23 protein-coding genes, 1 tRNA gene and 1 pseudogene are annotated in these 23,255 nt (G+C 65.5%); 14 read left to right on the top strand and 11 right to left on the bottom strand.

What is annotated here, in order from left to right:
- Positions 1-37: 37 nt before the first annotated feature.
- Positions 38-128, top strand: a tRNA-Ser gene (locus WT53_RS28595).
- A gap of 4 nt (positions 129-132) precedes the next feature.
- On the opposite strand, the gene WT53_RS33705 is transcribed toward WT53_RS28595, so the two are convergent.
- The 4 genes from WT53_RS33705 to acs all read right to left on the bottom strand — a co-directional run bounded on the left by WT53_RS33705 (position 133) and on the right by acs (position 4,785).
- A complete protein-coding gene (locus WT53_RS33705) occupies positions 133-324 on the bottom strand; it encodes a hypothetical protein (protein WP_156447914.1) in 192 nt (63 codons plus the stop codon).
- Between the two features lie 32 nt (positions 325-356).
- Positions 357-2,372 carry a sodium:solute symporter family protein gene (locus WT53_RS28590; protein WP_059782066.1) on the bottom strand — a complete coding sequence of 672 codons (2,016 nt, stop codon included), beginning with the start codon at positions 2,370-2,372 and terminating at the stop codon, positions 357-359.
- A gap of 3 nt (positions 2,373-2,375) precedes the next feature.
- Positions 2,376-2,720, bottom strand: coding sequence for a DUF4212 domain-containing protein (locus WT53_RS28585; RefSeq protein WP_060262422.1), 345 nt, complete (start codon positions 2,718-2,720; stop codon positions 2,376-2,378).
- 82 nt (positions 2,721-2,802) lie between these two features.
- Entirely contained in the window at positions 2,803-4,785 is a 1,983-nt protein-coding gene (gene acs / locus WT53_RS28580; RefSeq protein ID WP_060262420.1) for an acetate--CoA ligase, read from the bottom strand.
- 311 nt (positions 4,786-5,096) lie between these two features.
- Here acs and WT53_RS28575 point away from each other — a divergent pair, with 311 nt between their 5' ends.
- The 9 genes from WT53_RS28575 (at position 5,097) to WT53_RS28535 (ending at position 12,376) form a co-directional block, all read left to right on the top strand.
- Positions 5,097-6,005, top strand: a complete 909-nt coding sequence (locus WT53_RS28575; RefSeq protein ID WP_034207816.1) for a DMT family transporter — start codon at positions 5,097-5,099, stop codon at positions 6,003-6,005.
- Between the two features lie 112 nt (positions 6,006-6,117).
- The gene (locus WT53_RS28570; protein WP_034207817.1) at positions 6,118-6,702 is read left to right on the top strand and encodes a TIGR00645 family protein; all 585 of its coding nucleotides are present in this window, start codon (positions 6,118-6,120) and stop codon (positions 6,700-6,702) included.
- A 44-nt stretch (positions 6,703-6,746) separates the two neighbouring features.
- Positions 6,747-8,270 (top strand): fumarate hydratase, encoded by a 1,524-nt coding sequence (locus WT53_RS28565; RefSeq protein ID WP_060262418.1) that lies wholly within the window; start codon positions 6,747-6,749, stop codon positions 8,268-8,270.
- Positions 8,271-8,463: 193 nt separating this feature from the next.
- The gene (gene bfr, locus WT53_RS28560; protein ID WP_006478315.1) at positions 8,464-8,940 is read left to right on the top strand and encodes a bacterioferritin; all 477 of its coding nucleotides are present in this window, start codon (positions 8,464-8,466) and stop codon (positions 8,938-8,940) included.
- 34 nt (positions 8,941-8,974) lie between these two features.
- Entirely contained in the window at positions 8,975-9,832 is an 858-nt protein-coding gene (gene murI, locus WT53_RS28555; protein ID WP_060262416.1) for a glutamate racemase, read from the top strand.
- Positions 9,833-9,979: 147 nt separating this feature from the next.
- Entirely contained in the window at positions 9,980-10,216 is a 237-nt protein-coding gene (locus tag WT53_RS28550) for a bacterioferritin-associated ferredoxin (RefSeq protein ID WP_006482749.1), read from the top strand.
- Positions 10,217-10,433: 217 nt separating this feature from the next.
- Positions 10,434-11,165 carry an energy transducer TonB gene (locus WT53_RS28545; protein WP_059782061.1) on the top strand — a complete coding sequence of 244 codons (732 nt, stop codon included), beginning with the start codon at positions 10,434-10,436 and terminating at the stop codon, positions 11,163-11,165.
- Positions 11,166-11,199: 34 nt separating this feature from the next.
- Complete coding sequence (locus tag WT53_RS28540) at positions 11,200-11,934, top strand: MotA/TolQ/ExbB proton channel family protein (protein WP_027784946.1); 735 nt, start codon at positions 11,200-11,202, stop codon at positions 11,932-11,934.
- A gap of 13 nt (positions 11,935-11,947) precedes the next feature.
- On the top strand, positions 11,948-12,376 hold the full coding sequence (locus WT53_RS28535) for a biopolymer transporter ExbD (RefSeq protein ID WP_006478310.1): 429 nt from the start codon (positions 11,948-11,950) through the stop codon (positions 12,374-12,376).
- Positions 12,377-12,793: 417 nt separating this feature from the next.
- Here WT53_RS28535 and WT53_RS28530 read toward each other — a convergent pair whose 3' ends face one another.
- Entirely contained in the window at positions 12,794-13,768 is a 975-nt protein-coding gene (locus WT53_RS28530) for a LysR substrate-binding domain-containing protein (RefSeq protein ID WP_027784947.1), read from the bottom strand.
- A gap of 121 nt (positions 13,769-13,889) precedes the next feature.
- Here WT53_RS28530 and WT53_RS28525 point away from each other — a divergent pair, with 121 nt between their 5' ends.
- The 3 genes from WT53_RS28525 (at position 13,890) to hemP (ending at position 15,731) form a co-directional block, all read left to right on the top strand.
- Positions 13,890-14,762 carry a pirin family protein gene (locus tag WT53_RS28525; protein ID WP_034207820.1) on the top strand — a complete coding sequence of 291 codons (873 nt, stop codon included), beginning with the start codon at positions 13,890-13,892 and terminating at the stop codon, positions 14,760-14,762.
- 99 nt (positions 14,763-14,861) lie between these two features.
- A complete protein-coding gene (locus WT53_RS28520) occupies positions 14,862-15,344 on the top strand; it encodes an SRPBCC family protein (RefSeq protein WP_059504035.1) in 483 nt (160 codons plus the stop codon).
- A gap of 141 nt (positions 15,345-15,485) precedes the next feature.
- Entirely contained in the window at positions 15,486-15,731 is a 246-nt protein-coding gene (hemP, locus tag WT53_RS28515; RefSeq protein WP_059782058.1) for a hemin uptake protein HemP, read from the top strand.
- A gap of 275 nt (positions 15,732-16,006) precedes the next feature.
- Here the strand turns inward: hemP and WT53_RS28510 are convergent, their stop codons facing one another.
- The 5 genes from WT53_RS28510 to uvrB form a co-directional block, all read right to left on the bottom strand.
- The gene (locus tag WT53_RS28510; protein ID WP_059782054.1) at positions 16,007-17,404 is read right to left on the bottom strand and encodes a 4Fe-4S binding protein; all 1,398 of its coding nucleotides are present in this window, start codon (positions 17,402-17,404) and stop codon (positions 16,007-16,009) included.
- Complete coding sequence (locus WT53_RS28505) at positions 17,401-18,243, bottom strand: FTR1 family protein (protein ID WP_027784952.1); 843 nt, start codon at positions 18,241-18,243, stop codon at positions 17,401-17,403. Before WT53_RS28505 ends, WT53_RS28510 begins: the two co-directional genes overlap by 4 nt.
- Positions 18,244-18,300: 57 nt before the next feature.
- Positions 18,301-18,633 carry a cupredoxin domain-containing protein gene (locus WT53_RS28500; protein WP_006478303.1) on the bottom strand — a complete coding sequence of 111 codons (333 nt, stop codon included), beginning with the start codon at positions 18,631-18,633 and terminating at the stop codon, positions 18,301-18,303.
- 55 nt (positions 18,634-18,688) lie between these two features.
- Positions 18,689-19,240: an iron transporter gene (locus WT53_RS28495; protein ID WP_059782052.1), complete on the bottom strand. Its 552-nt coding sequence runs from the start codon at positions 19,238-19,240 to the stop codon at positions 18,689-18,691.
- Positions 19,241-19,466: 226 nt separating this feature from the next.
- Positions 19,467-21,557: an excinuclease ABC subunit UvrB gene (gene uvrB, locus WT53_RS28490; RefSeq protein WP_034207824.1), complete on the bottom strand. Its 2,091-nt coding sequence runs from the start codon at positions 21,555-21,557 to the stop codon at positions 19,467-19,469.
- 259 nt (positions 21,558-21,816) lie between these two features.
- Here uvrB and WT53_RS28485 point away from each other — a divergent pair, with 259 nt between their 5' ends.
- Positions 21,817-23,016, top strand: coding sequence for an amino acid aminotransferase (locus WT53_RS28485; protein WP_034207825.1), 1,200 nt, complete (start codon positions 21,817-21,819; stop codon positions 23,014-23,016).
- A gap of 122 nt (positions 23,017-23,138) precedes the next feature.
- On the opposite strand, the pseudogene WT53_RS33700 reads toward WT53_RS28485, so the two are convergent.
- Positions 23,139-23,255 (bottom strand): annotated as a pseudogene (locus WT53_RS33700) (3-hydroxybutyrate dehydrogenase); the annotation flags it as partial.

Here is a 23,255-nt window from a genome sequence, read left to right as displayed (position 1 = left end):
GGGCAGCCCCCAGAGTTTGCTATACTCTCGGTCTTCCGGAGAGATGGATGAGTGGTTTAAGTCGCACGCCTGGAAAGCGTGTATAGGTTAATCGCCTATCGGGGGTTCGAATCCCCCTCTCTCCGCCAGTATTCAATGCCCGCGCCAGCGGGCATTTTCGTTTCCGGAGAAAAGCAGGCCGATGGTTCGGCGGCGGGATTCGAACGGATTCGCTTGCAATCGAATCCGCGGAATCCGCGGCCAGCGCTTGTGCGGGCGAATCATCCTCTCCTCGCCAAAAGCATGAAGCCAGCCGATTTCCTGAGAAGTCAGGGGGCTTTCCATTCGGCACGTCGACACCCTGCTCCCGCCTGCGCTCACGGATGCCGAATGTAATCCACCAGCGCCCGCGTATATTCATCCGGCCGCTTGTCGCACAGACTCACCGCGATCGCCACCGCGAACCCCGCCGGCACGCCGAACACGCCTGAGCTGATCGGCTCGATTCCGAACCACGCGCGTCCGGCGAACCCGGTCAGTTGCGTGAAGAACGGATAAGTCGACACGATGTAGTACACGCACACCGCCAAGCCCGTCACCATCCCGGCGATCGCGCCGCGCGTCGTCGTGCGCTTCCAGAACACGCCCAGCACCAGCACCGGAAAGAAGCTCGACGCCGCCAGCGAAAACGCGGCGCCGACGAGAAACAGGATCTTTCCGGTATTGAGCGACGCGACATACGACGCGAACAGCGCCACCCCCAGCAGCAGCACCTTCGAGATCGTCACGCGCCGCTGGCTCGTCGCATCGGGCGCGACCATGCAGTAATAGACGTCGTGCGACAGCGCGTTCGCGATCGTCAGCAACAGCCCGTCCGCGGTCGACAGCGCCGCGGCCAGCGCACCGGCCGCGATCAAACCCGACACCACGTACGGCAGTCCCGCGATCTCCGGCGCGGCCAGGACGACCATGTCCGGCTGCATCTGGATTTCCGACCAGTGCACGATGCCGTCGCGAATCACCTCGACGACGCTGATCAGGTCGGGTTCGAAGTGATGCCATTGCGTGACCCACGCCGGCAATTCGGCGAACGGCCGCCCGACCAGATTCGCGAGGATCTCGTACTTGATCAGCACCGCGAGCACCGGCACGCTCAGGTAGAACAGCGCGATGAAGAACAGCGTCCAGCCGACGGAGCGCCGTGCGGACGCGACCGACGTGGTCGTGTTGTAGCGCGTCAGGATGTGCGGCAGGCTCGCGGTGCCGAGCGACAGGCACAGCAGCAGCGCGAGGAAATTCCGCTCGCGCGGCTTGCGTTCGTCTTCGCTCGCAGCCGGAAACGGCTCGTGCATCGGCACGGGCGGCTCGGCACGCGCGAGGAGGTCGTCGCGCGCCTGTGTCCACGCCACGCGCGCCGCCGCCGGATCGCGCGGGAAATCGGCCAGCTCGCGCTCGAGCTGGCTGATCTCGCGCAGCGGCCCGTTGTGGCGCCGCAGGTCGGCAAGCCGGTCGACGAGATGCCGGCGCGCGTCCGCATGGGACGCCGGCAACCGGTCGAGCCGCGTCTGGATCTCCGCGGCTTGCCGGCGGTACGCATCGCGCACCTGCTGCTCGTCGCGCGCGTCGCGCACCTGCGCCTCGCGCGCCGCGACGCGCTCCATCAGCTTGCCGTAATTGAACTGCGGCACGGGCCCGAGGCCATTCTTCATCGCGATCAGCGACACCGGAATCAGGATCGCGCTGATCAAGATGATGTACTGCGCGACCTGCGTCCACGTGACCGCCCGCATCCCGCCGAGAAACGAGCACACGAGAATGCCCGCGAGGCCGCAGAAGATGCCGATCGCGAAATCGACGCCGATGAAGCGCGTCGCGATCAGGCCGATCCCCTGGATCTGCGCGACCAGATACACGAACGAACACAGGATCGCCGCACCGGCGGCGAGCGCGCGCACGGCCGTGCTCGAAAAGCGCGTGCCGAGAAAATCGGGAATCGTGTAGCGCGCGAGCTTGCGCACATACGGCGCGAGCAGGAACGCGACGAGGCAGAACCCGCCCGTCCAGCCCATCACGTACGCGAGCGCGTCGTAACCGGTCGCGTAGAGCGAGCCGGCCAGGCCGATGAACGACGCGGCCGACAGCCAGTCGGCCGCCGTCGCCATCCCGTTGAACGCGGACGGCACGCGCCGCCCGGCCACGTAGTACTCGACGAGATCGGACGTGCGCGACAACAACCCGATCACCGCATACACGGCGATCGGCACGAACAGGAACACGTAGCCGATCCAGACGCCCGAGCCCGTCGCGCGCTCGATCCGCCACATCAGCAGCACGAACCCGAGAAACCCGAGCGTGTAGAGCGCGTACGCGCGTATCAGTCGATGCGTCAGCATGAATCAGCGCCCGCCGCTCGCATGGCCGGCGCGTGCCGCATGCTCGTCGTACGCGCGGCGCAGCGTACGGTCCGCGCGTTGCATCAGCCCGATGTAGACGACGATCAGCACGAGGTAGACGAGAATCGCGCCCTGTGCGCCGACATAGAACGGCAGGCTGAAACCGGCGAAACGAACGCCGGCGAGCGCGGGTCCGAAGAACGGCACGATGAACGACACCGCGAAGCCGATCACCATCAGCACCGCGATCAGCGCGACGTTGAAGCGCCAGTAGCGTGCGTGCGCACGCGCGAGCGGCGCGGGAACGGGAGGTGGCGCGGCAGGCGCCGAGCGGGTCGGAACGGTCATGCCGTTATGTAGCAAAAAGCCCCTGCGCGGGCAATCGGGACTGCCGCGCAGGGGCTCGCGCGCATGACGCGCAACCGTGTGCTCAACGCACTTCGGTGAGCTGCTCGAGGATGGCCGGATTCTCGAGCGTGGACGTGTCCTGCGTGATCGCCTCGCCCTTGGCGAGCGAGCGCAACAGGCGCCGCATGATCTTGCCCGAGCGCGTCTTCGGCAGGTTGTCGCCGAAGCGGATGTCCTTCGGCTTCGCGATCGGCCCGATCTGCTTGCCGACCCAGTCGCGCAGCGCCTTCGCGAGCGCCGCGGCTTCGTCGCCTTCCGGGCGCGAACGCTTCAGCACGACGAACGCCACGACCGCTTCGCCGGTCGTGTCGTCCGGACGGCCGACCACCGCCGCCTCGGCCACCAGCTCGTGCGACACCAGCGCCGATTCGATCTCCATCGTGCCCAGCCGGTGGCCCGACACGTTCAGCACGTCGTCGATCCGGCCCATGATCGTGAAGTAGCCGGTCTCCTTGTCGCGCACGGTGCCGTCGCCAGCGAGATACAGCCGGCCGCCGAGCTCCTCGGGGTAATAGCTCTTCTTGAAGCGCTCCGGGTCGCCCCAGATCGTGCGGATCATCGCCGGCCACGGGCGCTTGACGACGAGAATCCCGCCTTGCCCGTTCGGCACGTCCTGGCCCGTCTCGTCGACCACCGCGGCCGTGATGCCCGGCAGTGGCAGCGTGCACGAGCCCGGCACGGTCGGCGTCGCGCCCGGCAGCGGCGTGATCATGTGGCCGCCGGTCTCGGTCTGCCACCACGTGTCGACGATCGGGCAGCGCTCGTGGCCGACGTGCTTGTGGTACCACATCCACGCTTCCGGATTGATCGGCTCGCCCACCGTGCCGATGATGCGCAGGCTCGATAGGTCGTAGCTCTTCGGATGCACCTTGTCGTCGGCTTCGGCCGCCTTGATCAGCGAGCGGATCGCGGTCGGCGCGGTGTAGAACACGGTGACCTTGTGATCGCCGATCATCTTCCAGAACCGGCCGGCGTCCGGATAAGTCGGCACGCCTTCGAACACGACCTGCGTGCCGCCGCACGCGAGCGGGCCGTAGGTGATGTACGTATGGCCCGTGACCCAGCCGATGTCGGCCGTGCACCAGAACACGTCCGTGGGCTTCCAGTCGAAGGTCCACTTCATCGTCTGCGCGGCCCACAGCAGGTAGCCGCCCGTGCTGTGCTGCACGCCCTTCGGCTTGCCGGTCGAGCCCGACGTATACAGGATGAACAGCGGATGCTCGGCGCCGACCCAGGTCGGCTCGCAGCGCTCGGATTCGCCGTCGACGAGCTCGTGCATCCACAGGTCGCGCTCGGCATGCCAGTCGATCTTGCCGCCGGTGCGGCGATAGACGATCACGCTCTTGACCGCCTCGCAGCCGCCCATCGCGATCGCCTCGTCGGCGATGCTCTTGAGCGGCAGCGTCTTGCCGCCGCGGGCCTGCTCGTCGGCGGTGACGAGCGCGACCGCGCCGACGTCGACGAGCCGCTCGTTCAGCGATTTCGCGGAGAAGCCGCCGAACACGACCGAGTGCGTCGCGCCGATGCGCGCGCAGGCCTGCATCGCGACGATGCCTTCGATCGACATCGGCATGTAGATGACGACACGATCGCCCTTCGCAATGCCGCGTTTCTTCAGCGCATTCGCGAAGCGCGACACGCGTGCGAGCAGGTCGGCATAGGTGACGCGGGTGACGGTGCCGTCGTCGGCCTCGAAGATCACGGCGACGCGCTCGCCGTTGCCGGCTTCGACGTGGCGGTCGAGACAGTTGTACGACGCGTTCAGCTCGCCGTCCTCGAACCACGTGTAGAACGGCGCGTTGCGCTCGTCGAGCACCTGGGTGAACGGCTTGTGCCACGCAAGGCCCTCGCGCGCGAGGCGCGCCCAGAAGCCTTCGTAATCCTGCTCGGCCTCGGCGACGAGCGCGCGATAGGCCGGCATGCCGGAAATGGTCGCCGTCTTCTCGAGCGCCGCGGGCGGCGCGAACTGACGGGTTTCGTGAAGAACCGATTCAATCGCAGACATCGACTACCCCTTGGTGAACATGAATCCTCTGCATGGCGGCGCGATCGTGCACGCCGCGCGTCTTGGCCGGCGCTCGCGCGCCGCTGTCTCCCACCCACCCGTACGCGGCCGCGACGGCCTGCGCACGATGCTGCACCGCACCACATCACGCGAACGCGACCCGGCAGTGTCCACGATAAGCGCTCCAACTTACCCGTCACTTACGCGGCATGGCCGCTTCATGCGCCGGGCGGCGCCGCATCGAGGCCGGCTTTACGCTGTTACAACCGCGACCCTACAATCCTAACTGAACTCGCCTTTCGGATTCCAGCTTGAATCGCTACGCCCTCTTTCTCATCCTGTCGATGCTGTTCGTCGGCAGCAACGTCGGTATCGGTAAATCCATCGTTGCATTCGTCCCCGTCGCCATCCTCGCCACGCTGCGCTTCGTGATCGCGATCGCCGTGCTGTGGCCGCTGTTCAGGCCCGTGAAGATGCGCGCGGTCAAGCGCGGCGAATGGCTGAACCTGTTCCTGCAAGCCTTCTTCGGCACCTTCATGTTCACGCTGCTGATGCTCAACGGCGTGCAGCGCACGAGCGCGGTGGCCGCGGGCGTCATCACGAGCACGATCCCGGCGATCGTCGCGCTGTTCGCGTGGCTGATCCTGCGTGAAAAGCCGAACGGCCGGGCGCTCGTGTCGATCGCGCTCGCGATCGCAGGCGTCGTGACGATCAACCTCGCCAACGGCGGCGCGGCCGGGCACGGTGCGCACGGCGACGCGTCCGGTTCGCTGACCGGCAACCTGCTGATCCTCGGCGCGGTGTGCTGCGAATCGATCTACGTGATCCTGTCGCGCCGGCTCACGCAAACGCTCGCACCGATCGACATCTGCGCCTATACGCACCTGTTCGGCCTGTTCCTGATGCTGCCGCTCGGCGCGACGGCGCTGTGGCGCTTCGATTACGCGAGCGTGCCGGCCGGCACCTGGGCGCTCGTCGTCTGGTACGGCCTGTCGGCCAGCATCTTCTCGTTCTGGCTGTGGATGAAGGGGATCCGGCACGTGCCGGGCAGCCTCGCCGGCGTGTTCAGCGCGGTGCTGCCGATCGCCGCGGCCGCGTACGGCATCGCGTTCCTCGGCGAGCGCCCGACGCTCGCGCACGGCATCGCGCTCGCGTGCGTCGTCACCGGCATCGTGCTCGCCAGCCTGCGTGTGAAAAACGTGCCGGCCGCCGCCTCGTGATCCGTCCCTCGCAGTACCGGCGCGTCGCTGCAGCCGCGCCGGCCGACGCGTTACAATAGCGCGCCTTTTCAAGATTACCCCCGATACCTGCGCCCCGCGCCCGTACTCCGACATGTCCGCCCCGCATTCGCCCGGCCGCCCTGGCCGTCGCCCGCTTCGTCCGCTTCCCGCGCTGATTTTCATGAGCCGCTGGCTCCAGGTTCCGCTTTACCTCGGCCTGATCGTCGCGCAGGCCGTCTACGTGTTCCTGTTCCTGAAAGAAGTCTGGCACCTGCTGTCGCATGCGACGGGCCTCGACGAAATCAGCGTGATGCTCGCGGTGCTCGGCCTGATCGACGTCGTGATGATCTCGAACCTGCTGATCATGGTGATCGTCGGCGGGTATGAAACGTTCGTGTCGCGGCTCGGCATCGAGGGCCATCCCGACGAGCCCGAATGGCTCGACCACGTGAACGCGGGCGTGCTGAAGGTCAAGCTGTCGATGGCGCTGATCAGCATTTCGTCGATCCACCTGCTGAAGACCTTCATCAACCCCGACCAGCACACGACGCACGCGATCATGTGGCAGGTGATCATCCACGTGTCGTTCCTCGTGTCGGCGCTCGTGATGGCGTGGGTCGATCGCCTGACGACGCACACGCATCCGGCCCATTTCCACGAGACGCATGCGCCAGCGGCGTCCCGACCGGCGGCCTGAACCGTCGGCCAACCCTTCCCCACTGTCCCCACAGAGTCTCAGCCATGACCGTCATCAAACAGGAAGACCTGATCCAGAGCATTGCGGATTCGCTGCAGTACATCAGCTACTACCACCCGCTCGACTACATCCAGGCCCTCGGCCGCGCGTACGAGCTGGAAGAGAGCCCGGCCGCGAAGGACGCGATCGCGCAGATCCTCACGAACAGCCGCATGTGCGCGGAAGGCAAGCGTCCGATCTGCCAGGACACCGGCATCGTGACGATCTTCGTGAAGGTCGGCATGGACGTGCGCTGGGACGGCGCGACGATGGGCCTCACCGACATGATCAACGAAGGCGTGCGCCGCGGTTACACGCACCCGGACAACGTGCTGCGCGCGTCGATCGTCAATCCGCCGGAAGGCGCCCGCAAGAACACGAAGGACAACACGCCGGCCGTGATCCACTACGAGATCGTGCCGGGCGACAAGGTCGACGTGCAGGTCGCGGCGAAGGGCGGCGGCTCGGAGAACAAGTCGAAGTTCGTGATGCTGAACCCGTCGGATTCGATCGTCGACTGGGTGCTGAAGACGGTCCCGACGATGGGCGCCGGCTGGTGCCCGCCCGGCATGCTCGGGATCGGCATCGGCGGCACCGCCGAGAAGGCGATGCTGATGGCGAAGGAATCGCTGATGGAGCCGATCGACATCCAGGAAATCATCGCGCGCGGCCCGAAGGACTGGGTCGAGGAACTGCGCGTCGAGTTGCACGAGAAGGTCAACGCGCTCGGCATCGGCGCGCAGGGCCTCGGCGGCCTCGCGACCGTGCTCGACGTGAAGATCATGGCGGCGCCGACGCACGCGGCCTCGAAGCCGGTCGCGCTGATTCCGAACTGCGCGGCCACGCGCCACGCGCACTTCGTGCTCGACGGTTCGGGCCCGGCCAAGCTCGAAGCGCCGTCGCTCGACGCCTGGCCGAAGGTGCAGTGGGAACCGAACACCGAAACCAGCAAGCGCGTCGACCTGAACACGCTGACGCCGGAAGAAGTCGCGAGCTGGACGCCGGGCCAGACGCTGCTGCTGTCGGGCAAGATGCTCACCGGCCGCGACGCCGCGCACAAGCGCATCTCCGACATGCTCGCGAAGGGCGAGAAGCTGCCGGTCGACTTCACGAACCGCGTGATCTACTACGTCGGCCCGGTCGATCCGGTGCGCGACGAAGTGGTCGGCCCGGCCGGCCCGACGACGGCCACGCGCATGGACAAGTTCACCGAGACGATGCTCGCTCAGACGGGTCTGATCTCGATGGTCGGCAAGGCCGAGCGCGGGCCGGTCGCGATCGATGCGATCAAGAAGCACAAGGCGGCCTACCTGATGGCGGTCGGCGGCGCGGCCTACCTCGTGTCGAAGGCGATCCGCGGCGCGAAGGTGCTCGCGTTCGAAGACCTCGGCATGGAAGCGATCTACGAGTTCGACGTGCAGGACATGCCGGTGACGGTCGCCGTCGATTCGTCGGGCACGTCGGTGCACCAGACGGGTCCGAAGGAATGGCAGGCGAAGATCGGCAAGATCCCGGTCGCTGCCGCTTAAGCGCGATCGAACGAAAGGCCGGACGGACGTCCGGCCTTTTTACTTCTCATTCTCATTATTGTGCGCGGCCGGTTGTTCGAGGCTGATTCTCATTACACGCAAAAGGCAGGCCCGACAAGGCTTCGAGGCTTGGCTTTTCTCGTTCGAGCGATTATCGTTCGGTTTCTGAAGCCCCACTGAACAAGGAACAGCCATGCAAGGCGACAAGAAAGTCATCGAATATCTGAACGCCCAACTGAAGAATGAACTCACGGCGATCAACCAGTACTTCCTGCATGCGCGCATGTACAAGCACTGGGGCCTCGACAAACTCGGCAAGCACGAATACGACGAATCGATCGGCGAAATGAAACACGCCGACTGGCTGATCGAGCGCGTGTTCATGCTCGACGGCCTGCCGAACCTGCAGGACCTGCACAAGCTGCTCGTCGGCGAGGAAACCGAAGAGATCCTGAAGTGCGACCTGAAGCTCGAGCAGATCTCGCAGTCCACCTGCAAGGAAGCGATCGCCTACTGCGAATCGGTGCGCGACTACGTGTCGCGCGAGATCTTCGAGAAGATTCTCGACGATACCGAAGAGCACATCGACTGGCTCGAAACGCAGATCGACCTGATCGGCAAGGTCGGCCTGCAGAACTATCAGCAAACGATGATGGGTTCGGCCGAGTAATCGCGCCACCCGCCAGCCCGCCGCCCGCCCGACGATGACGAACCCGTCCGCCGCTACCGCTCCGCACGCCACCGCCCCTGTCGGTATCTTCGACTCGGGGCTCGGCGGCCTGTCGGTGCTGCGCGCCGCGCGCGCGCATCTGCCCGACGAATCGTTCGTCTACGTCGCCGACTCGCACCACGCGCCGTATGGCCCGCGCGACGAGGCATTCATCACGGAACGCACGCTGGCGATCGGCGAGTGGCTCGCCCGCGAAGGCGCGAAAGCGCTCGTCATCGCGTGCAACACGGCAACGGCACGGGCGATCGCGGCCATCCGCGAACGCCTGTCGATCCCGCTCGTCGGCGTCGAGCCGGGCATCAAGCCGGCCGCCGCGCTGTCCGCGACCGGCGTCGCGGGCGTGCTCGCCACGCAATCCACGTTGAACAGCCCGCGCTTCCAGGCGCTACTCGACCGCTACGGCGCGGGCCGTCGCTTCATCTGCCAACCCGGCCACGGGCTCGTCGAGGCGATCGAACGCGGCGACACGAACTCCCCCGCGTTGCGCGCGCTGCTCGAGCGTTACATCCAGCCGATGCTCGACGACGGCGCCGATACGCTGGTACTCGGCTGCACGCACTATCCGTTCTTCACGGAAACGATTCGTAACCTTGTGGGCGAGCGCCTGACGATCGTCGACACGAGCGATGCCATCGCGCGCCAGCTCGCGCGGGTGCTCGATGAACGCGGGCTGCGCGCGCCGGCCGGCACGCACGCCGCGCCGCCGCGCTTCTGTTCGACGAGCGACGGCCTGCAACTGCGCGCGCTCGCGTCGACGCTGCTCGGCCTCGATGCGCCGGTCGAATCCGTCACCATTTCTTCGCCGAACGCGCACGCCTGCGCGACCGCCTGACGCGGGCCGGCAGGTCCGCTCTTCCCTGCTTCGCCACGCCCGCCGCTTCAAGGGTCCGATGGTTTTAAAAAAAGCCGACCCAGGCTTGTCAACGTCTGCAAAATTAATGATAATAATTCGCATTAACGTTAGCTATCGCAACTCATCATGATCGTCTGCGTGTGCAAGTCTGTTTCCGATCGCAAGATTCGCGCGTCCCTCGCCGAGGGCGTGAACTCTTTCGATGAACTCCAGTTCGAGCTCGGCGTGGCCACGTGCTGCGGCAAGTGCGAGGAGTCCGTACGCGACCTCATGGCCGAGCAAGGCGTCTGCGCGAGCCGGTGCGGCGTCGAGCATCATGCGCATCCGATCCCGGTCACGTTCTACGACCGCAAGGCGGCCTGAGCGACACCGAGCGTGCGCATGCGGCCAGGCCGCATTTTTTGTTGTGACCGTCAGCAAGCCACCGTCTGCGCGAGCCAACGGCTTACCTGCCAAGGAGCCTGTGATGGAATTGCTGATCGGATTCGTAACCACCGTTTGCATCTCGCTGCTGATCTTCCGCAAGTGATGCCGATTCACCCGCCGCGCCCCGGGTGCGGCGTCGTTCTTTCAAGCTAACATGCAGGCTTCGCATCTCGCTCCTGCCGGCGCCATGCCGGCTGCACCACGTATGAATTCCCGAGTGATCGTCGTCGCGGTCGGTGTGCTTGCCGCACACGCGATCATGCTCACGGCCGCGTGGCTCCATCGCAACGCGCCGCCGCCGAAATCGGTCGAGGTCCAGACGATCACCGCGCAGCTCATCACGCCAGCACCGATCGCGCAGCAGGTCGCGGCCGAGTCGATCCCGCAGCCCGCGCCGCCGAAGCCCGTGCCGCGCGTGAAGCCGAAGGTCGAGCCGAAGCCGGTGCAGAAAGCGGCGAAGCCGACGCCGCAACCGGTTGCGCCGTCGCCGGCCCCGTCGCCCGTCCCCGCTCCCGCCGCCGATCCGACACCTGCTCCGGCCGCGCCCGCTCCCGCGGCACCGGCCGCCACGCCGGCCCCGGCGCGCGAAACGATGCAGGTCAGCGCACCGAAGAACGTGCCGACGCTCCAATGCAACTTCGTGAAGCCCGACTATCCGTCGATGTCGCGCCGCCGCGGCGAATCGGGCACCGCCTATGTTCACTTCGTCGTCGGCGTGACCGGCAAGATCGAAAGCATCGATCTGCAAAAGAGCAGCGGCTATCCGCGCCTCGACGATGCCGCCCTCGACGCGATGCGCTCGACCACCTGCCGTCCGTATGTCGAGAACGGCCAGGCGATCCGCGCCGCCCGCACGCAGCCCTACAGCTTCGGGCTCACCGACTAACCTGCCTCATCCGGAAGATTCAAAGGAAACAAAAATGCAAAGCTACGGTATCGCGCACGTCTGGGCGCAAGGTGATTTCGTCACACGCGCGATTGCGATCACGCTGCTCGTGATGTCGGTCCTGTCGTGGATCGTGATCGTCGTCAAAGGCTGGAACGTGATCCGCCTGAATCGCCTCACGAAGAACGCCGAACAGGCATTCTGGCATTCCGACAATTTCGACGACGGCATCAAGAAGCTCGGCCTCGCCGCCTCGACGCCGAACGACAACCCGTTCCTCGCGCTCGCGCTGTCGGGCAAGGAAGCCGCCGACCACCACCATCAGACGCAACCGCACCTGCACGATCGCATGGACGTATCGGACTGGGTCACGCGCTGCCTGAAGGACACGATGGACGAAGGCATTTCGCGCATGCAGAGCGGCCTCGCGATCCTCGCATCGGTCGGCAGCACGGCGCCGTTCGTCGGCCTGTTCGGCACGGTCTGGGGGATCTACCACGCGCTGCTCGCGATCGGCGCCACCGGCCAGACGTCGATCGACCAGGTCGCGGGCCCGGTCGGCGAATCGCTGATCATGACGGCCTTCGGCCTGTTCGTCGCGATTCCCGCCGTGCTCGGCTACAACGCACTGACCCGCGCGAACAAGGGAGTCGTCAGCAAGCTGCGCCGCTTCGCGCACGGCCTGCACGCGTACTTCGTGACGGGCGCGAGCCTCGCGTCGTCGTCGACGCGCGACGGCCTGCGTCTCGCATCGCGCGCCGCCAGCTGAGACGAGGTGATCCATGGCCATGAACACCGGTTTCAGCGACGATGACGACGATGCCGTGATGAGCGAGATCAACATGACGCCGCTCGTCGACGTCATGCTCGTACTCCTGATCATTTTTCTCGTGACGATCCCGGCAATGCAGCATGCGGTGAAGATCGACCTGCCGCACGCCAGCAGCCAGCCCGTCGACGAAAAGCCGCAGACCGTCGACGTCGCGATCCAGGGCGACGGCACGATCCTGTGGGACGACCACACGGTCACGCGCGAACAACTGCAGGCACGCATCGCGGAAGCCGCGAAACGCACGCCGCAGCCGGAATTGCACCTGCGCGCGGACCGCAAGGTGGCGTACGAGCACGTCGCGGAAGTGATGTCGGATGCGCAGGCAGGCGGCCTGACGAAGCTCGGCTTCGTGACGGAGCCCGGCGCAAAAGCAAAGTAACGTGCACACGTCCCGCCGCCGGTAGTAACTGGCGCCCCTAACCGGGCGTCCCTAACCGGGCCTCCCTAACCGGGCGTCCCCAACCGGGCGTCCCCAAAGTAAAAGGCCTTCATCGCCAGATGAAGGCCTTTTTTCATGCGCACGCGGGCGCCTTCGGGCGGCGGGCTCTTCGGCGGTATCGGTTGCGCCTCGAGCAACGCAAATGCGACTCTGCCGTGGTCTGCACGGACTGCGCGTTCTGCCCTATCTGGCTCACAATATATGCGGCCACCTGATTTCGCTCAGAACTTCCTTCACGAAATGGGATTTCAATATAGGCCCGCCCGTCCGCGCATTCAAGGTTCCGGCGATTGAAACTTGCGATTGCAGGCGACGCTTCAATGACAAAACAAATTTGCGTCGTTGTGGGCACCGTGTTCAGGTCGCCGAAACATCGGCCGCCGCTTCCTTCTTCGCGCGCTCGGGGCAACCCGGCTCCTTGTACGCGCCATGGTCGAGCTTCTCGACCAGGTAATCGACGAACGCACGTACCGCGGGCGGCATCCCCTGTCGCGATACGAACACCGCATACAGCTGCGGCACCGGCAGCGTCCAGCCGGGCATCACCGGCGACAGTTGCCCCGCGCGCAGCGCGTTGCCATACATCATCTCCGGCAGCGCCGCGATGCCGAGGCCATCGAGCACGGCTTCGCGGATCGTCATCAGGTCGGCCGTCACGAGCCGCGGATCGTGCTCGTGCACGTGGCGCGTTCCGTCCGGCGCGATCAGATTGAATACGTGCCGGCCGTCGACGCTCGGCGTATCGAGCGTCTCGAAGCCGGTCAGGTCGTCCGGCGCCAGCGGCGGCGCATTCTGGCTCAGCAGGCTCGGCGCGCCGACCAGCATCTGCTCGGTGCGCCACAGCGGCCGCACGACGATGTTGGCGTTCTGCGGCGGCTCCGAGCGCACGCGCAACGCGACGTCGATCGAATCCTCGAACAGGTCGATCACGCGATTCGTCACGCGCACATGCACTTTCACCTCGGGATAGCGGCGCAGGAATTCGGGCAGGATGCGCGACAGCATCGTCTGCGACAGCGTCACCGGCACGCTGACGCGCACCGAGCCGCGCGGCGACGCGCGCAACTGCTGCACCGCATTCATCGCGGCCCTCGCTTCGGCGAGCATCGCCTGGCAATGCTGGTAGAACAGCTCGCCCGCCTCGGTCAATGCGAGCTTGCGCGTCGAACGCTGCAGCAGGCGCACGCCGAGCGCCGCCTCGAGCTCGGTCAGGCGCCGCGACAGCCGCGATTTCGAGATGCCCAGCACGCGCTCGGCGGCCGAGAAGCCGCCATGTTCGACGACCTGCGAGAAGTACATCAGGTCGTTCAGGTTATGTGCATCGATATTCATCTCATCGTTCCAATTTCAGAACAATCCATTGCGAACCGCCGCGAATCGCGCGGTAAAACGCCCCATATAATAGCGCCATGTTTCAAAAATAACGCTATTCCGATGATGTCGAGGGCTTCCCATGACCACCGCTCGCTCGCTTGATCGCACCTACCCCGCGCTTCGCACCATCGAAGGCGGCGGTTTCGTGGTTCACCGCCCGTTTCCGACGCGGCTGCTGATGGATTTCGATCCGTTCCTGCTGCTCGACGAAATGGGGCCCGTCGACTACGCCCCCGGCGAAGCCGTCGGCGCGCCCGATCATCCGCATCGCGGCTTCGAAACCGTGACCTACGCGCTCGACGGACGTTTCCGTCATCGCGACTCGTCCGGCCATGCCGGCACACTCGGCCCCGGCGACGTGCAGTGGATGACGGCCGGCGCCGGCGTCGTGCACAGCGAGATGCCGGACCCGGCGTTCGCTCAGGCAGGCGGGCGCTCCCACGGCTTCCAGCTGTGGGTCAATCTGCCGCGCCGCGACAAAATGATCGCGCCGCGTTACCAGGAAATCCCGGCTGCCCGCATTCCGACCGCGACGTCGCCGGACGGCCGCGCGCACGTGCGCGTCATCGCCGGCGAAGCGTTCGGCGTACAGGCCGCGATCGAGACGCGCACGCCGATCCTCTATCAGCACTTCACGCTGGCGCCCGGCGCAACGGTCACGCAGCCCGTGCCGGCCGGTTACCGCGTGTTCGCCTATCCGATCGACGGAACGGGCCTCTACGGGCCCGACCGGCAGGCTGTCGACGCACGGCGCATGATCGTCTACGGCGACGACGGCGACGCTGTCACGTTCGCTGCCGGCGATACGTCGCTCGACCTGCTGCTGATCGGCGGCGTGCCGCTCAACGAGCCGATCGTCCGTTACGGACCGTTCGTGATGAATACCGAGGAAGAGATCCGGCAGGCCGTCGTCGATTACCAGACCGGCCGCATGGGCCGCATCGATGCGTGAGCCAGTGAGGCGCAGGTGCCGCGAAGCCCGTGGTTTTGCGTCACAATGAGTGCTTGAATCATGCATGTGGCGACCCGCCACCAGAAGGAACTCCTGCCCTTGAACTTCGAACATCTGATCCAGATCAACTCCGACGATCCGGCCGTGCCGGCCCTCACCCGCGACCAGCTCTGGGAAGGCCTCGTGCTGCGCGCGGAACAGCCGCAGCTGTTCGTGATCGGTCTCGACAGCTGCGTCATCCACGAACGGACGGACACGACGCTCGAACGCGAACTGCATTACGGCCACGCGACCGTGCGCGACCACGTGACGTTCACGCCGAACCAGCAGGTCCGCTACGACATCCGTGCGGCCGACGGCGAGATCGGCGGCTCATTGACGATGACGATCGAGGAGCGCGACGACAACGAGCTGTTCCTGCGTTTCGAGTACCGCACGACGCTGACGGTCACGGACGACAGCGAAGAAGCGCGACAGACGCACGGGATCGTCAAGGAAGCGTACCGCACGTCGGATATCGATACCGTTCGCCTGATCCGCGAATACGCGCAGGGTCGCAAGGATCCCGATCCGCTGCACTGAATCCCCGTGGCGGCCTGCGGGCCGCCTCTCTTGATTCAAGCTATCAGAACTGACATCTCAATTGATAAAGAGTTTTTGTAAATGGGAATGGTTATCATTTAGAATTCATTCCATCGTATCGACAGTCACCGCTCAAACCGAATGACCGACACCATGCGCCCGACCACGCTGACCCTGCGCCGCACCACCGGCACCGCAGCCAGCAGCCGTCAGAAGACGGCAGCGGTCACCACGCCGACGAAACCCGCCGGCAACCGCGATGCAGGCACGCGGGTCGTCAACAGCGATGCGCTGCTGCAAGGCCAAAGCCACGTCAGCATCGCGCATAACGGAGAGACTTATCAGTTGCGCGCCACGCGGCTCGGCAAACTGATCCTGACGAAGTAACGACCGAGTATTGTGGGGACCACCTCCCTGAGAGGTGTTGGGCAGTAGCCAGCGTAACGGCTTGCACGCGAGATCTAGACCCCTTCGTGCAAACACACTCAAGCAGCCGTTGCAGCAAGCCAAGCCACTTTTTTGGTTCTCGCACAAGGAAGAAAAAAAGCGACACGTCGAAGGACGTGTCGCTTTTTTGTTTGAGCAGACAATGCGCGCAGCGCGTTGCCCGGGTGTCGTTGCTGCCGTCGATGCGCGACAGCGAGAGCGGCATGCGCGCCGCGTCAGAACCCCCAGAACATCAACCACCATGCGCTGTCGACGACGGCCAGCCCGACGGCGAACCACGCGAATGCCGCGAGCCGGCGCGGCCACGCCGCATAGCGCCCCGTTACCTTCCACGCGAGCCATGCACTCCATACGTTGGCGCCGACCAGAATCGCGATACGCACATCGGATGCCCAGCCGAGCGGCACATGCTCGGCGCGCAGCAACGACAGCGTCGTGGCCGACAGCCCGAGGAACACGCCCGCACCCGCGATCGGGATCAGCGCCTGTGCGAGATGATGCAGGCGCACGCGATCGAAGCGGCCGAGCATCAGCGTGGCGCCGGCCAGCAACGCCAGCAGCGCCGTGCCGTACACGAGGCCCGTGCCGACGATGTAGCTGACGACCAGCCCGCCATCGAGCCACGAGAACACGTCGTTGCGGTCCGGGTAGTGCGTGAGCAGGAACCACGGCGCATTGGTCTCGAGCGGCCACGTGATGTCGCGGTCGATCAGCCAGCCCGCGAGCCATTGCTTGATCTGCACGAACCAGGGGCTGACGGTCCAGTGGAACGCGCCGATCGCCACGCCGAGCAGGCCGTACAGGATCAGCGCGGTGTCCCACGGGTTAGCCTGTTCCGCGCCGAGGTTCACGACTTCGTCGGACGGCGAACGCAGCGACAGCGAAATCGCGTCGCGGTGCCCGCTGCAGCGGCCGCACATATGGCAGGCCGCCGCACCCTTCATGTTGCGCAACGGCACGAGCGGCGCGCAGTTGATCGGAATCACGCGATGGCCGTGCTCGCCGTTCTTGTACGAACGGCGCCATGCATCCTCGTCGACCTTGTAGCGCATCGGCGCGAGCCGTGCGAGCAGCCCGAACACGCCGTTGACCGGACACAGGTACTTGCACCACACGCGTTTCTCGCGGCCGTACAGCACGCCGATCACGATCGCGCCGACGGTCGAGCCGCCGAGCACGAACAGCACCGCGAGCGGGTACTGGTACACGCTCACCATCTGCCCGTAGATCGTCGTGATGCCGAACGCGACGAACGGCCAGCCGCCCCACCGGATCCAGCGCGGAATCGGGCCGCCGCGGCCGAACTTGCTCGCGTATTCGGTGAGCGCGCCCTCCGGGCACAGCACACCGCACCAGACGCGGCCGAGCATCACCATCGACAGCAGCACGAACGGCCACCAGATGCCCCAGAACGCGAACTGCGCGATGAGCGTGAGGTTGTTCCACAGGTGCGCGGAATCGTCCGGCAGCGGCAACACCGCCGGCACGATGATCAGGAACGCGTAGACGGCGACGACGATCCACTGGATACCGCGGATCAGCGCACCGTGGCGCTGCATCCACTGGCCGGCCTGCGCTAGCCAGCCCGGCTTGACGGCGGCGACGACGCTCATGCCGCGCGACCCGCTGCAACGGCCGGACGGCGGCTCGCGCGCTTCATCAGCAGCCAGACGACCGCCCAGTACACCGCATACGCCACCAGGTTGGTCAGCGCCGGGTGCGCACGATAGCCGGTCAGCGTCGCGACGAGCGAACCGAACGTGCCCGAATCATCGAGGATCGCGGACGTATCCCACACCTGCGAGATGCCGAGCGGCAGGATTTCCTTGTCGATCAGCTTGTCGACGCCGGTCTGGAACAGGCCCGCGCCGAGAAACAGCAGCATCACCTCGGTGACGCGGAAGAAATGCCGCCACGAAAAATACTTGCCGCCGAGCTGCAGCAGATAGAACGTGAGGAACGCGAGGCCGAGACCGATCACGACCGCGAGCATCTGGCTGCCGTCGACGTGGCCCGACTGGCCGAAACCGAGGCCGTACAGGAAGATCACCGTCTCGCTGCCTTCGCGCGCGATCGCGAGCGCGACCAGCACGGCGACGCCCCACCAGTTCGAATCGCGCGTGCTTTGCTGCAGCGACTGCTCCATGTCGCGCTTCAGCGTGCGGCCGTGCCGGCGCATCCACAGCACCATCTGCACGATCAGCACGCATGCGATCAGCACCATCGCCGTCTGGAAATAGTCCTGCGCATCGCCGGACAACACCTCGGTGAACCCGACCAGCGCGGCGCCGAGGCCGACGGCCATCAGCAGGCCGACGCCGACGCCGGCCCAGAGGAAAGGCAGGCCGCGGCGCGCATCGTCGTCGCCGTTTTTCAGCCATGCATAGAGAATGCCGACGACGAGCAGCGCTTCGACGCTCTCCCGCCAGACGATGAACAAGATCTGACCCATCGATACCTCCTGACGCGCGGGGCAAGGGACTGGACGCCCGCGCGCAGATAAAACGCGTTACTTCGCGACGATCACGCCCTGCGCCTGCTGATGAAAATCGTCGAAAAACTTGTATTCGCCCGGCGACAGCGGGGCGACGACCACGAACGAATCGGCGCCCGGCGCGAGCACCTTCTCCTTGCGCAACTGCACGCTCTCGAATTCGGCGGCGCCCTTGCCGGTGTTCCTGATCTCGATCTTGAAACGCTGGCCGGCCGGCACTTCGATGCGTGCGGGATTCAGCTTGCCGTCCGTCATCTCGAGCTTGAACGTCGGCAGATCGGCCGCATGCGCCGCGCCGGCAAGCCACAGCGCAGCGGCTGCGGCAACGATTTTCTGGGGAATTTTCATTCTGGGTTCTCTACGCCGACGGCGCGCCGAAGCGCGCCGTTCGTCATGCCACCGATCAGTAACCGCCCTTCTTGCCGATACCGGCGAACGGGAAGTCGTACTCGAGCGTGATGGGCTTGAACCACGGGCCCACGCCCGTTTCCTTGTCGACGTGACGACCGAATGCCATGTGACCCGACTGCATCGGCGGCTTGACGACCATCGTCAGGTGATACTTGCCCGGGCCGGCGAGCTTCACGTTGTCGCCGTAGTGCGGGCCGTCGCTCGCGACCATGCCCATCAGGTCGCCCTCGGCCTTCCACTTCGGGTCGCCCTGCTTCGTCAGCTTGTACGTGACCTGCAGGTACGGCATCCAGTCGCCTTCCGCGAAACCGGTCGGGTTGTTCTTGACCGCATGGATGTCGGCCTCGAGGTGGATGTCGGAATCCGACGCCTTGCGCATCATGCCTTCCGGGTCCATCGTGATCGGCTGCAGATACACCGCACCGATTTCCATGCCGCCCTGGATCTGCTGCTTGCCGATCGGATACTCGGCCGCCGAGGCCGACATCGCGGCCAGCGCCGCCGCTACCGCAACCGTCGTGCGGATGAACGAAGAACCCAACATGGACACTCCTTGTTATTTGTCTGACTATCTTGACGACATGCGAGCCGCCGCCGGGCCGCCCGCTGGAAACACTAACGCGACGAAGAACGTTAATGCGAACTATTCTCAATACATGAGGAGTTTAGCACCGAACCCGTTTCGGAACAAACGGAGCGCGCCGTAAACCCCTGATCCGACAAGGCTTACAGGCGCTTTACCAAAAGGATTCGGTGACGCTTGGAAAGATTTACCGGCCGCCGCTGATGTGGTCGCCGACGTTCGCGCCGAACACGCGTTCGCGCAGCACGGCAAGCTGGTCGCGGGTCGCGGCGGCCTTCTCGAATTCGAGGTTCTTCGCGTAGTCGGCCATCTGCTTCTCGAGACGCTTGATTTCCTTCGCGAGCTGCTTTTCCGACATGTCCTCGAATTTCGCGCGCTGCTGCGCCTCCTTCAGCTCCGCACGCGCGTCGTCGGCGTTGTAGACGCCGTCGATGATGTCCTTGATGCGCTTCACGACGCCGCGCGGCGTGATGCCCATCTTTTCGTTGTAGGCGATCTGCTTCGCGCGGCGCCGCTCGGTTTCGTCGATCGCGCGCTTCATCGACTCGGTCATGTTGTCCGCGTAGAGAATCGCCTTGCCGTTCACGTTCCGCGCGGCACGGCCGATCGTCTGGATCAGCGAGCGCTCGGCGCGCAGGAAGCCTTCCTTGTCCGCGTCGAGGATCGCGACGAGCGACACTTCGGGAATGTCGAGGCCCTCGCGCAGCAGGTTGATCCCGACCAGCACGTCGAACGTGCCGAGCCGCAGGTCGCGGATGATCTCGACGCGCTCGACCGTATCGATGTCGCTGTGCAGATAACGCACCTTGACGCCATGGTCGGCCAGGAACTCGGTCAGCTGTTCGGCCATGCGTTTCGTCAGCACGGTAATCAGCACGCGCTCGCCGGCCTTCACGCGCGCGTTGATTTCGGTCAGCACGTCGTCGACCTGCGAGCTCGCCGGCCGCACTTCGATTTCCGGATCGACGAGGCCCGTCGGTCGCACGACCTGCTCGGCGATCTGCCCCGTCACGCGCTTCTCGTAATCGGCCGGCGTGGCCGACACGAACACGACCTGGCGCATCTTGCGCTCGAACTCGTGGAACTTCAGCGGCCGGTTGTCGAGCGCCGACGGCAGGCGAAAGCCGTAATTGACGAGGTTTTCCTTGCGCGCGCGGTCGCCGTTGTACATGCCGTTCAGCTGGCCGATCAGCACGTGCGATTCGTCGAGCAGCATCAGCGCATCGGGCGGCAGGTAGTCGACGAGCGTCGGCGGCGGATCGCCGGGCGCCGCGCCCGAGAAATGCCGCGAATAGTTCTCGATGCCCTTGCAGAAGCCGAGTTCCTGCAGCATCTCGAGATCGAAGCGCGTGCGCTGCTCGAGGCGCTGCGCCTCGACGAGCTTGCCCTCGCGATGGAAGAACTCGAGCCGTTCGCGCAATTCGTCCTTGATCGTCTCGACCGCGCGCATCACGGTGTCGCGCGGCGTCACGTAATGCGACGACGGATACACGGTGAAACGCGGAATCTTCTGCCGGACGCGCCCGGTCAGCGGGTCGAACAGGTGCAGCGTCTCGACCTCGTCGTCGAACAGTTCGACGCGCACGGCCATTTCTGCGTGTTCGGCCGGGAAGATGTCGATCGTGTCGCCGCGCACGCGGAACGTGCCGCGCTGGAAGTCCTGCTCGTTGCGCGTGTATTGCATCGCGATCAGCCGCGCGATCACGTCGCGCTGGCCGAGCTTGTCGCCGGTGCGCAGCGTGAGGATCATCTGGTGGTATTCGGACGGATTGCCGATACCGTAGATCGCCGACACCGTCGCGACGATCACCACGTCGCGACGCTCCATCAGGCTCTTCGTCGCCGACAGCCGCATCTGCTCGATGTGCTCGTTGATCGACGAGTCCTTCTCGATGAACAGGTCGCGCTGCGGCACGTAGGCTTCAGGCTGGTAGTAGTCGTAGTACGAGACGAAATACTCGACCGCGTTGCGCGGGAAGAACTCGCGGAATTCCGCGTAAAGCTGGGCCGCGAGCGTCTTGTTCGGCGCGAACACGATCGCCGGGCGGCCGAGCCGCGCGATCGTGTTGGCCATCGTGAAGGTCTTGCCCGAACCGGTCACGCCGAGCAGCGTCTGGAAGGCAAGGCCGTCGCCGACGCCTTCGACGAGCGTGTCGATCGCGGTCGGCTGATCGCCCGCGGGCGGATAGGGCTGGTAAAGCTGGAACGGCGACCCTTCGAAAGTGACGAATTTGGATTCGTCGAGCGCGTCGCCGACTTCGGCATGATGTTCGGACATGGAATGCGGCCGGAGCAAGGGCAAAGAAAGCATTCTAGCGCTTCGCGGCCGCGCGAACTGCTGTCGGCTCCTGACGCCCGACGGCCGCCCGAATTCACGATTCGCCGCCCCGATCGCGATGGAATCGCCGCCCCCGCCAGCGCGAATTCGTTACAATGTCAGGCTGCTGCGCTTTCCGGCGTCGCGCCGTTGGCGCGCTGCTTCGCGCCCGCCCCGCCGGCTGAAAGCCTGACCCTCTTTTCACTACTGCCGAATCATCATGTCGCTCTTCTCCGCTGTCCAGCTTGCTCCCCGCGACCCGATCCTGGGCCTGAACGAAGCCTTCAACGCCGACGCGCGTCCGACCAAGGTCAACCTCGGCGTCGGCGTGTACACGAACGAAGACGGCAAGATTCCGCTGCTGCGCGCGGTTCGCGACGCGGAGAAGGCGCGGGTCGAGGCCGGCCTGCCGCGCGGCTACCTGCCGATCGACGGGATCGCCGCCTACGATGCGGCCGTGCAGAAGCTGCTGCTCGGCAACGACTCGCCGCTGATCGCGGCGGGCCGCGTGGTCACGGCCCAGGCACTGGGCGGCACGGGCGCGCTGAAGATCGGCGCCGATTTCCTGCGCACCGTGAATCCGAACGTGAAGGTCGCGATCAGCGATCCGAGCTGGGAAAACCACCGCGCGCTGTTCGAAGCGGCCGGCTTCGAAGTCGTCGCGTACCCGTATTACGACGCGGCCACCAACGGCGTGAACTTCGAAGGCATGCTGTCGGCGCTGAACAGCTACGCGGCCGGCACGGTCGTCGTGCTGCATGCGTGCTGCCACAACCCGACCGGCGTGGACCTGACCGAAGCGCAGTGGCAGCAGGTCGTCGACGTCGTGAAGGCACGCAACCTCGTGCCGTTCCTCGACATGGCCTACCAGGGCTTCGGCGAGAACATCGAAGCCGATGCCGCTGCCGTGCGCCTGTTTGCCGCGGCCGACCTGAACGCGTTCGTGTCGTCGTCGTTCTCGAAGTCGTTCTCTCTGTACGGCGAGCGCGTCGGCGCGCTGTCGATCATCACGTCGAGCAAGGAAGAAGCCACGCGCGTGCTGTCGCAACTGAAGCGCGTGATCCGCACGAACTACTCGAACCCGCCGACCCACGGCGGCGCGGTGGTCGCAGCGGTGCTCGCGTCGCCGGAACTGCACGCTTCGTGGGTGCAGGAACTCGGCGAAATGCGCGACCGCATCCGCGCGATGCGCAACGGTCTCGTCGAGCGCCTGAAGGCGAGCGGCGTCGATCGCGATTTCAGCTTCATCAACGCGCAGCGCGGGATGTTCTCGTATTCGGGCCTGACCTCGGCACAAGTCGATCGCCTGCGTGACGAGTTCGGCATCTATGCGGTCAGCACGGGCCGGATCTGCGTCGCCGCGCTGAACACGCGCAACCTCGACGCGGTCGCCAATGCGGTCGCAGCGGTCCTGAAGTAAAGCGGTGCCGGGCGGCAGCCGCCACCGGCCCCGCCCTGCCGACATGAAAAACGCGCTCCGTGGAGCGCGTTTTTTTGTTGTGCCGTTCAGCGCGGCGGGCGGCTACACCGCCCGCCCCCGCGTTACTGCATGAACCAGCCGTGGCTGACGACCACCGACTGACCCGTGAGCGCGGCGCTCGGGAATGCCGACAGGAACAGCACCGTCTGCGCGACGTCCTGCACCGTCGTGAACACGCC

The organism is Burkholderia sp. MSMB2157WGS (assembly GCF_001532755.1).
In the GTDB taxonomy this organism is placed as follows: Bacteria; Pseudomonadota; Gammaproteobacteria; order Burkholderiales; family Burkholderiaceae; genus Burkholderia.
Note: the sequence above shows the minus strand (reverse complement) of the source record. Positions and strands in the feature narration are given on the sequence as shown.

Coding starts and splice junctions, on each gene's coding strand:
- hemP (WP_059782058.1), top strand. CDS start 15,486: ATGACCGACACCATGCGCCCGACCACGCTGACCCTGCGCCGCACCACC.
- bfr (WP_006478315.1), top strand. CDS start 8,464: ATGCAAGGCGACAAGAAAGTCATCGAATATCTGAACGCCCAACTGAAG.
- WT53_RS28495 (WP_059782052.1), bottom strand. CDS start 19,240: ATGTTGGGTTCTTCGTTCATCCGCACGACGGTTGCGGTAGCGGCGGCG.
- WT53_RS28485 (WP_034207825.1), top strand. CDS start 21,817: ATGTCGCTCTTCTCCGCTGTCCAGCTTGCTCCCCGCGACCCGATCCTG.
- WT53_RS28590 (WP_059782066.1), bottom strand. CDS start 2,372: ATGCTGACGCATCGACTGATACGCGCGTACGCGCTCTACACGCTCGGG.
- WT53_RS28530 (WP_027784947.1), bottom strand. CDS start 13,768: ATGAATATCGATGCACATAACCTGAACGACCTGATGTACTTCTCGCAG.
- WT53_RS28505 (WP_027784952.1), bottom strand. CDS start 18,243: ATGGGTCAGATCTTGTTCATCGTCTGGCGGGAGAGCGTCGAAGCGCTG.
- uvrB (WP_034207824.1), bottom strand. CDS start 21,557: ATGTCCGAACATCATGCCGAAGTCGGCGACGCGCTCGACGAATCCAAA.
- murI (WP_060262416.1), top strand. CDS start 8,975: ATGACGAACCCGTCCGCCGCTACCGCTCCGCACGCCACCGCCCCTGTC.
- WT53_RS28540 (WP_027784946.1), top strand. CDS start 11,200: ATGCAAAGCTACGGTATCGCGCACGTCTGGGCGCAAGGTGATTTCGTC.
- WT53_RS33705 (WP_156447914.1), bottom strand. CDS start 324: ATGGAAAGCCCCCTGACTTCTCAGGAAATCGGCTGGCTTCATGCTTTT.
- WT53_RS28500 (WP_006478303.1), bottom strand. CDS start 18,633: ATGAAAATTCCCCAGAAAATCGTTGCCGCAGCCGCTGCGCTGTGGCTT.
- WT53_RS28535 (WP_006478310.1), top strand. CDS start 11,948: ATGGCCATGAACACCGGTTTCAGCGACGATGACGACGATGCCGTGATG.
- WT53_RS28525 (WP_034207820.1), top strand. CDS start 13,890: ATGACCACCGCTCGCTCGCTTGATCGCACCTACCCCGCGCTTCGCACC.
- WT53_RS28510 (WP_059782054.1), bottom strand. CDS start 17,404: ATGAGCGTCGTCGCCGCCGTCAAGCCGGGCTGGCTAGCGCAGGCCGGC.
- WT53_RS28550 (WP_006482749.1), top strand. CDS start 9,980: ATGATCGTCTGCGTGTGCAAGTCTGTTTCCGATCGCAAGATTCGCGCG.
- WT53_RS28565 (WP_060262418.1), top strand. CDS start 6,747: ATGACCGTCATCAAACAGGAAGACCTGATCCAGAGCATTGCGGATTCG.
- acs (WP_060262420.1), bottom strand. CDS start 4,785: ATGTCTGCGATTGAATCGGTTCTTCACGAAACCCGTCAGTTCGCGCCG.
- WT53_RS28570 (WP_034207817.1), top strand. CDS start 6,118: ATGTCCGCCCCGCATTCGCCCGGCCGCCCTGGCCGTCGCCCGCTTCGT.
- WT53_RS28585 (WP_060262422.1), bottom strand. CDS start 2,720: ATGACCGTTCCGACCCGCTCGGCGCCTGCCGCGCCACCTCCCGTTCCC.
- WT53_RS28545 (WP_059782061.1), top strand. CDS start 10,434: ATGCAGGCTTCGCATCTCGCTCCTGCCGGCGCCATGCCGGCTGCACCA.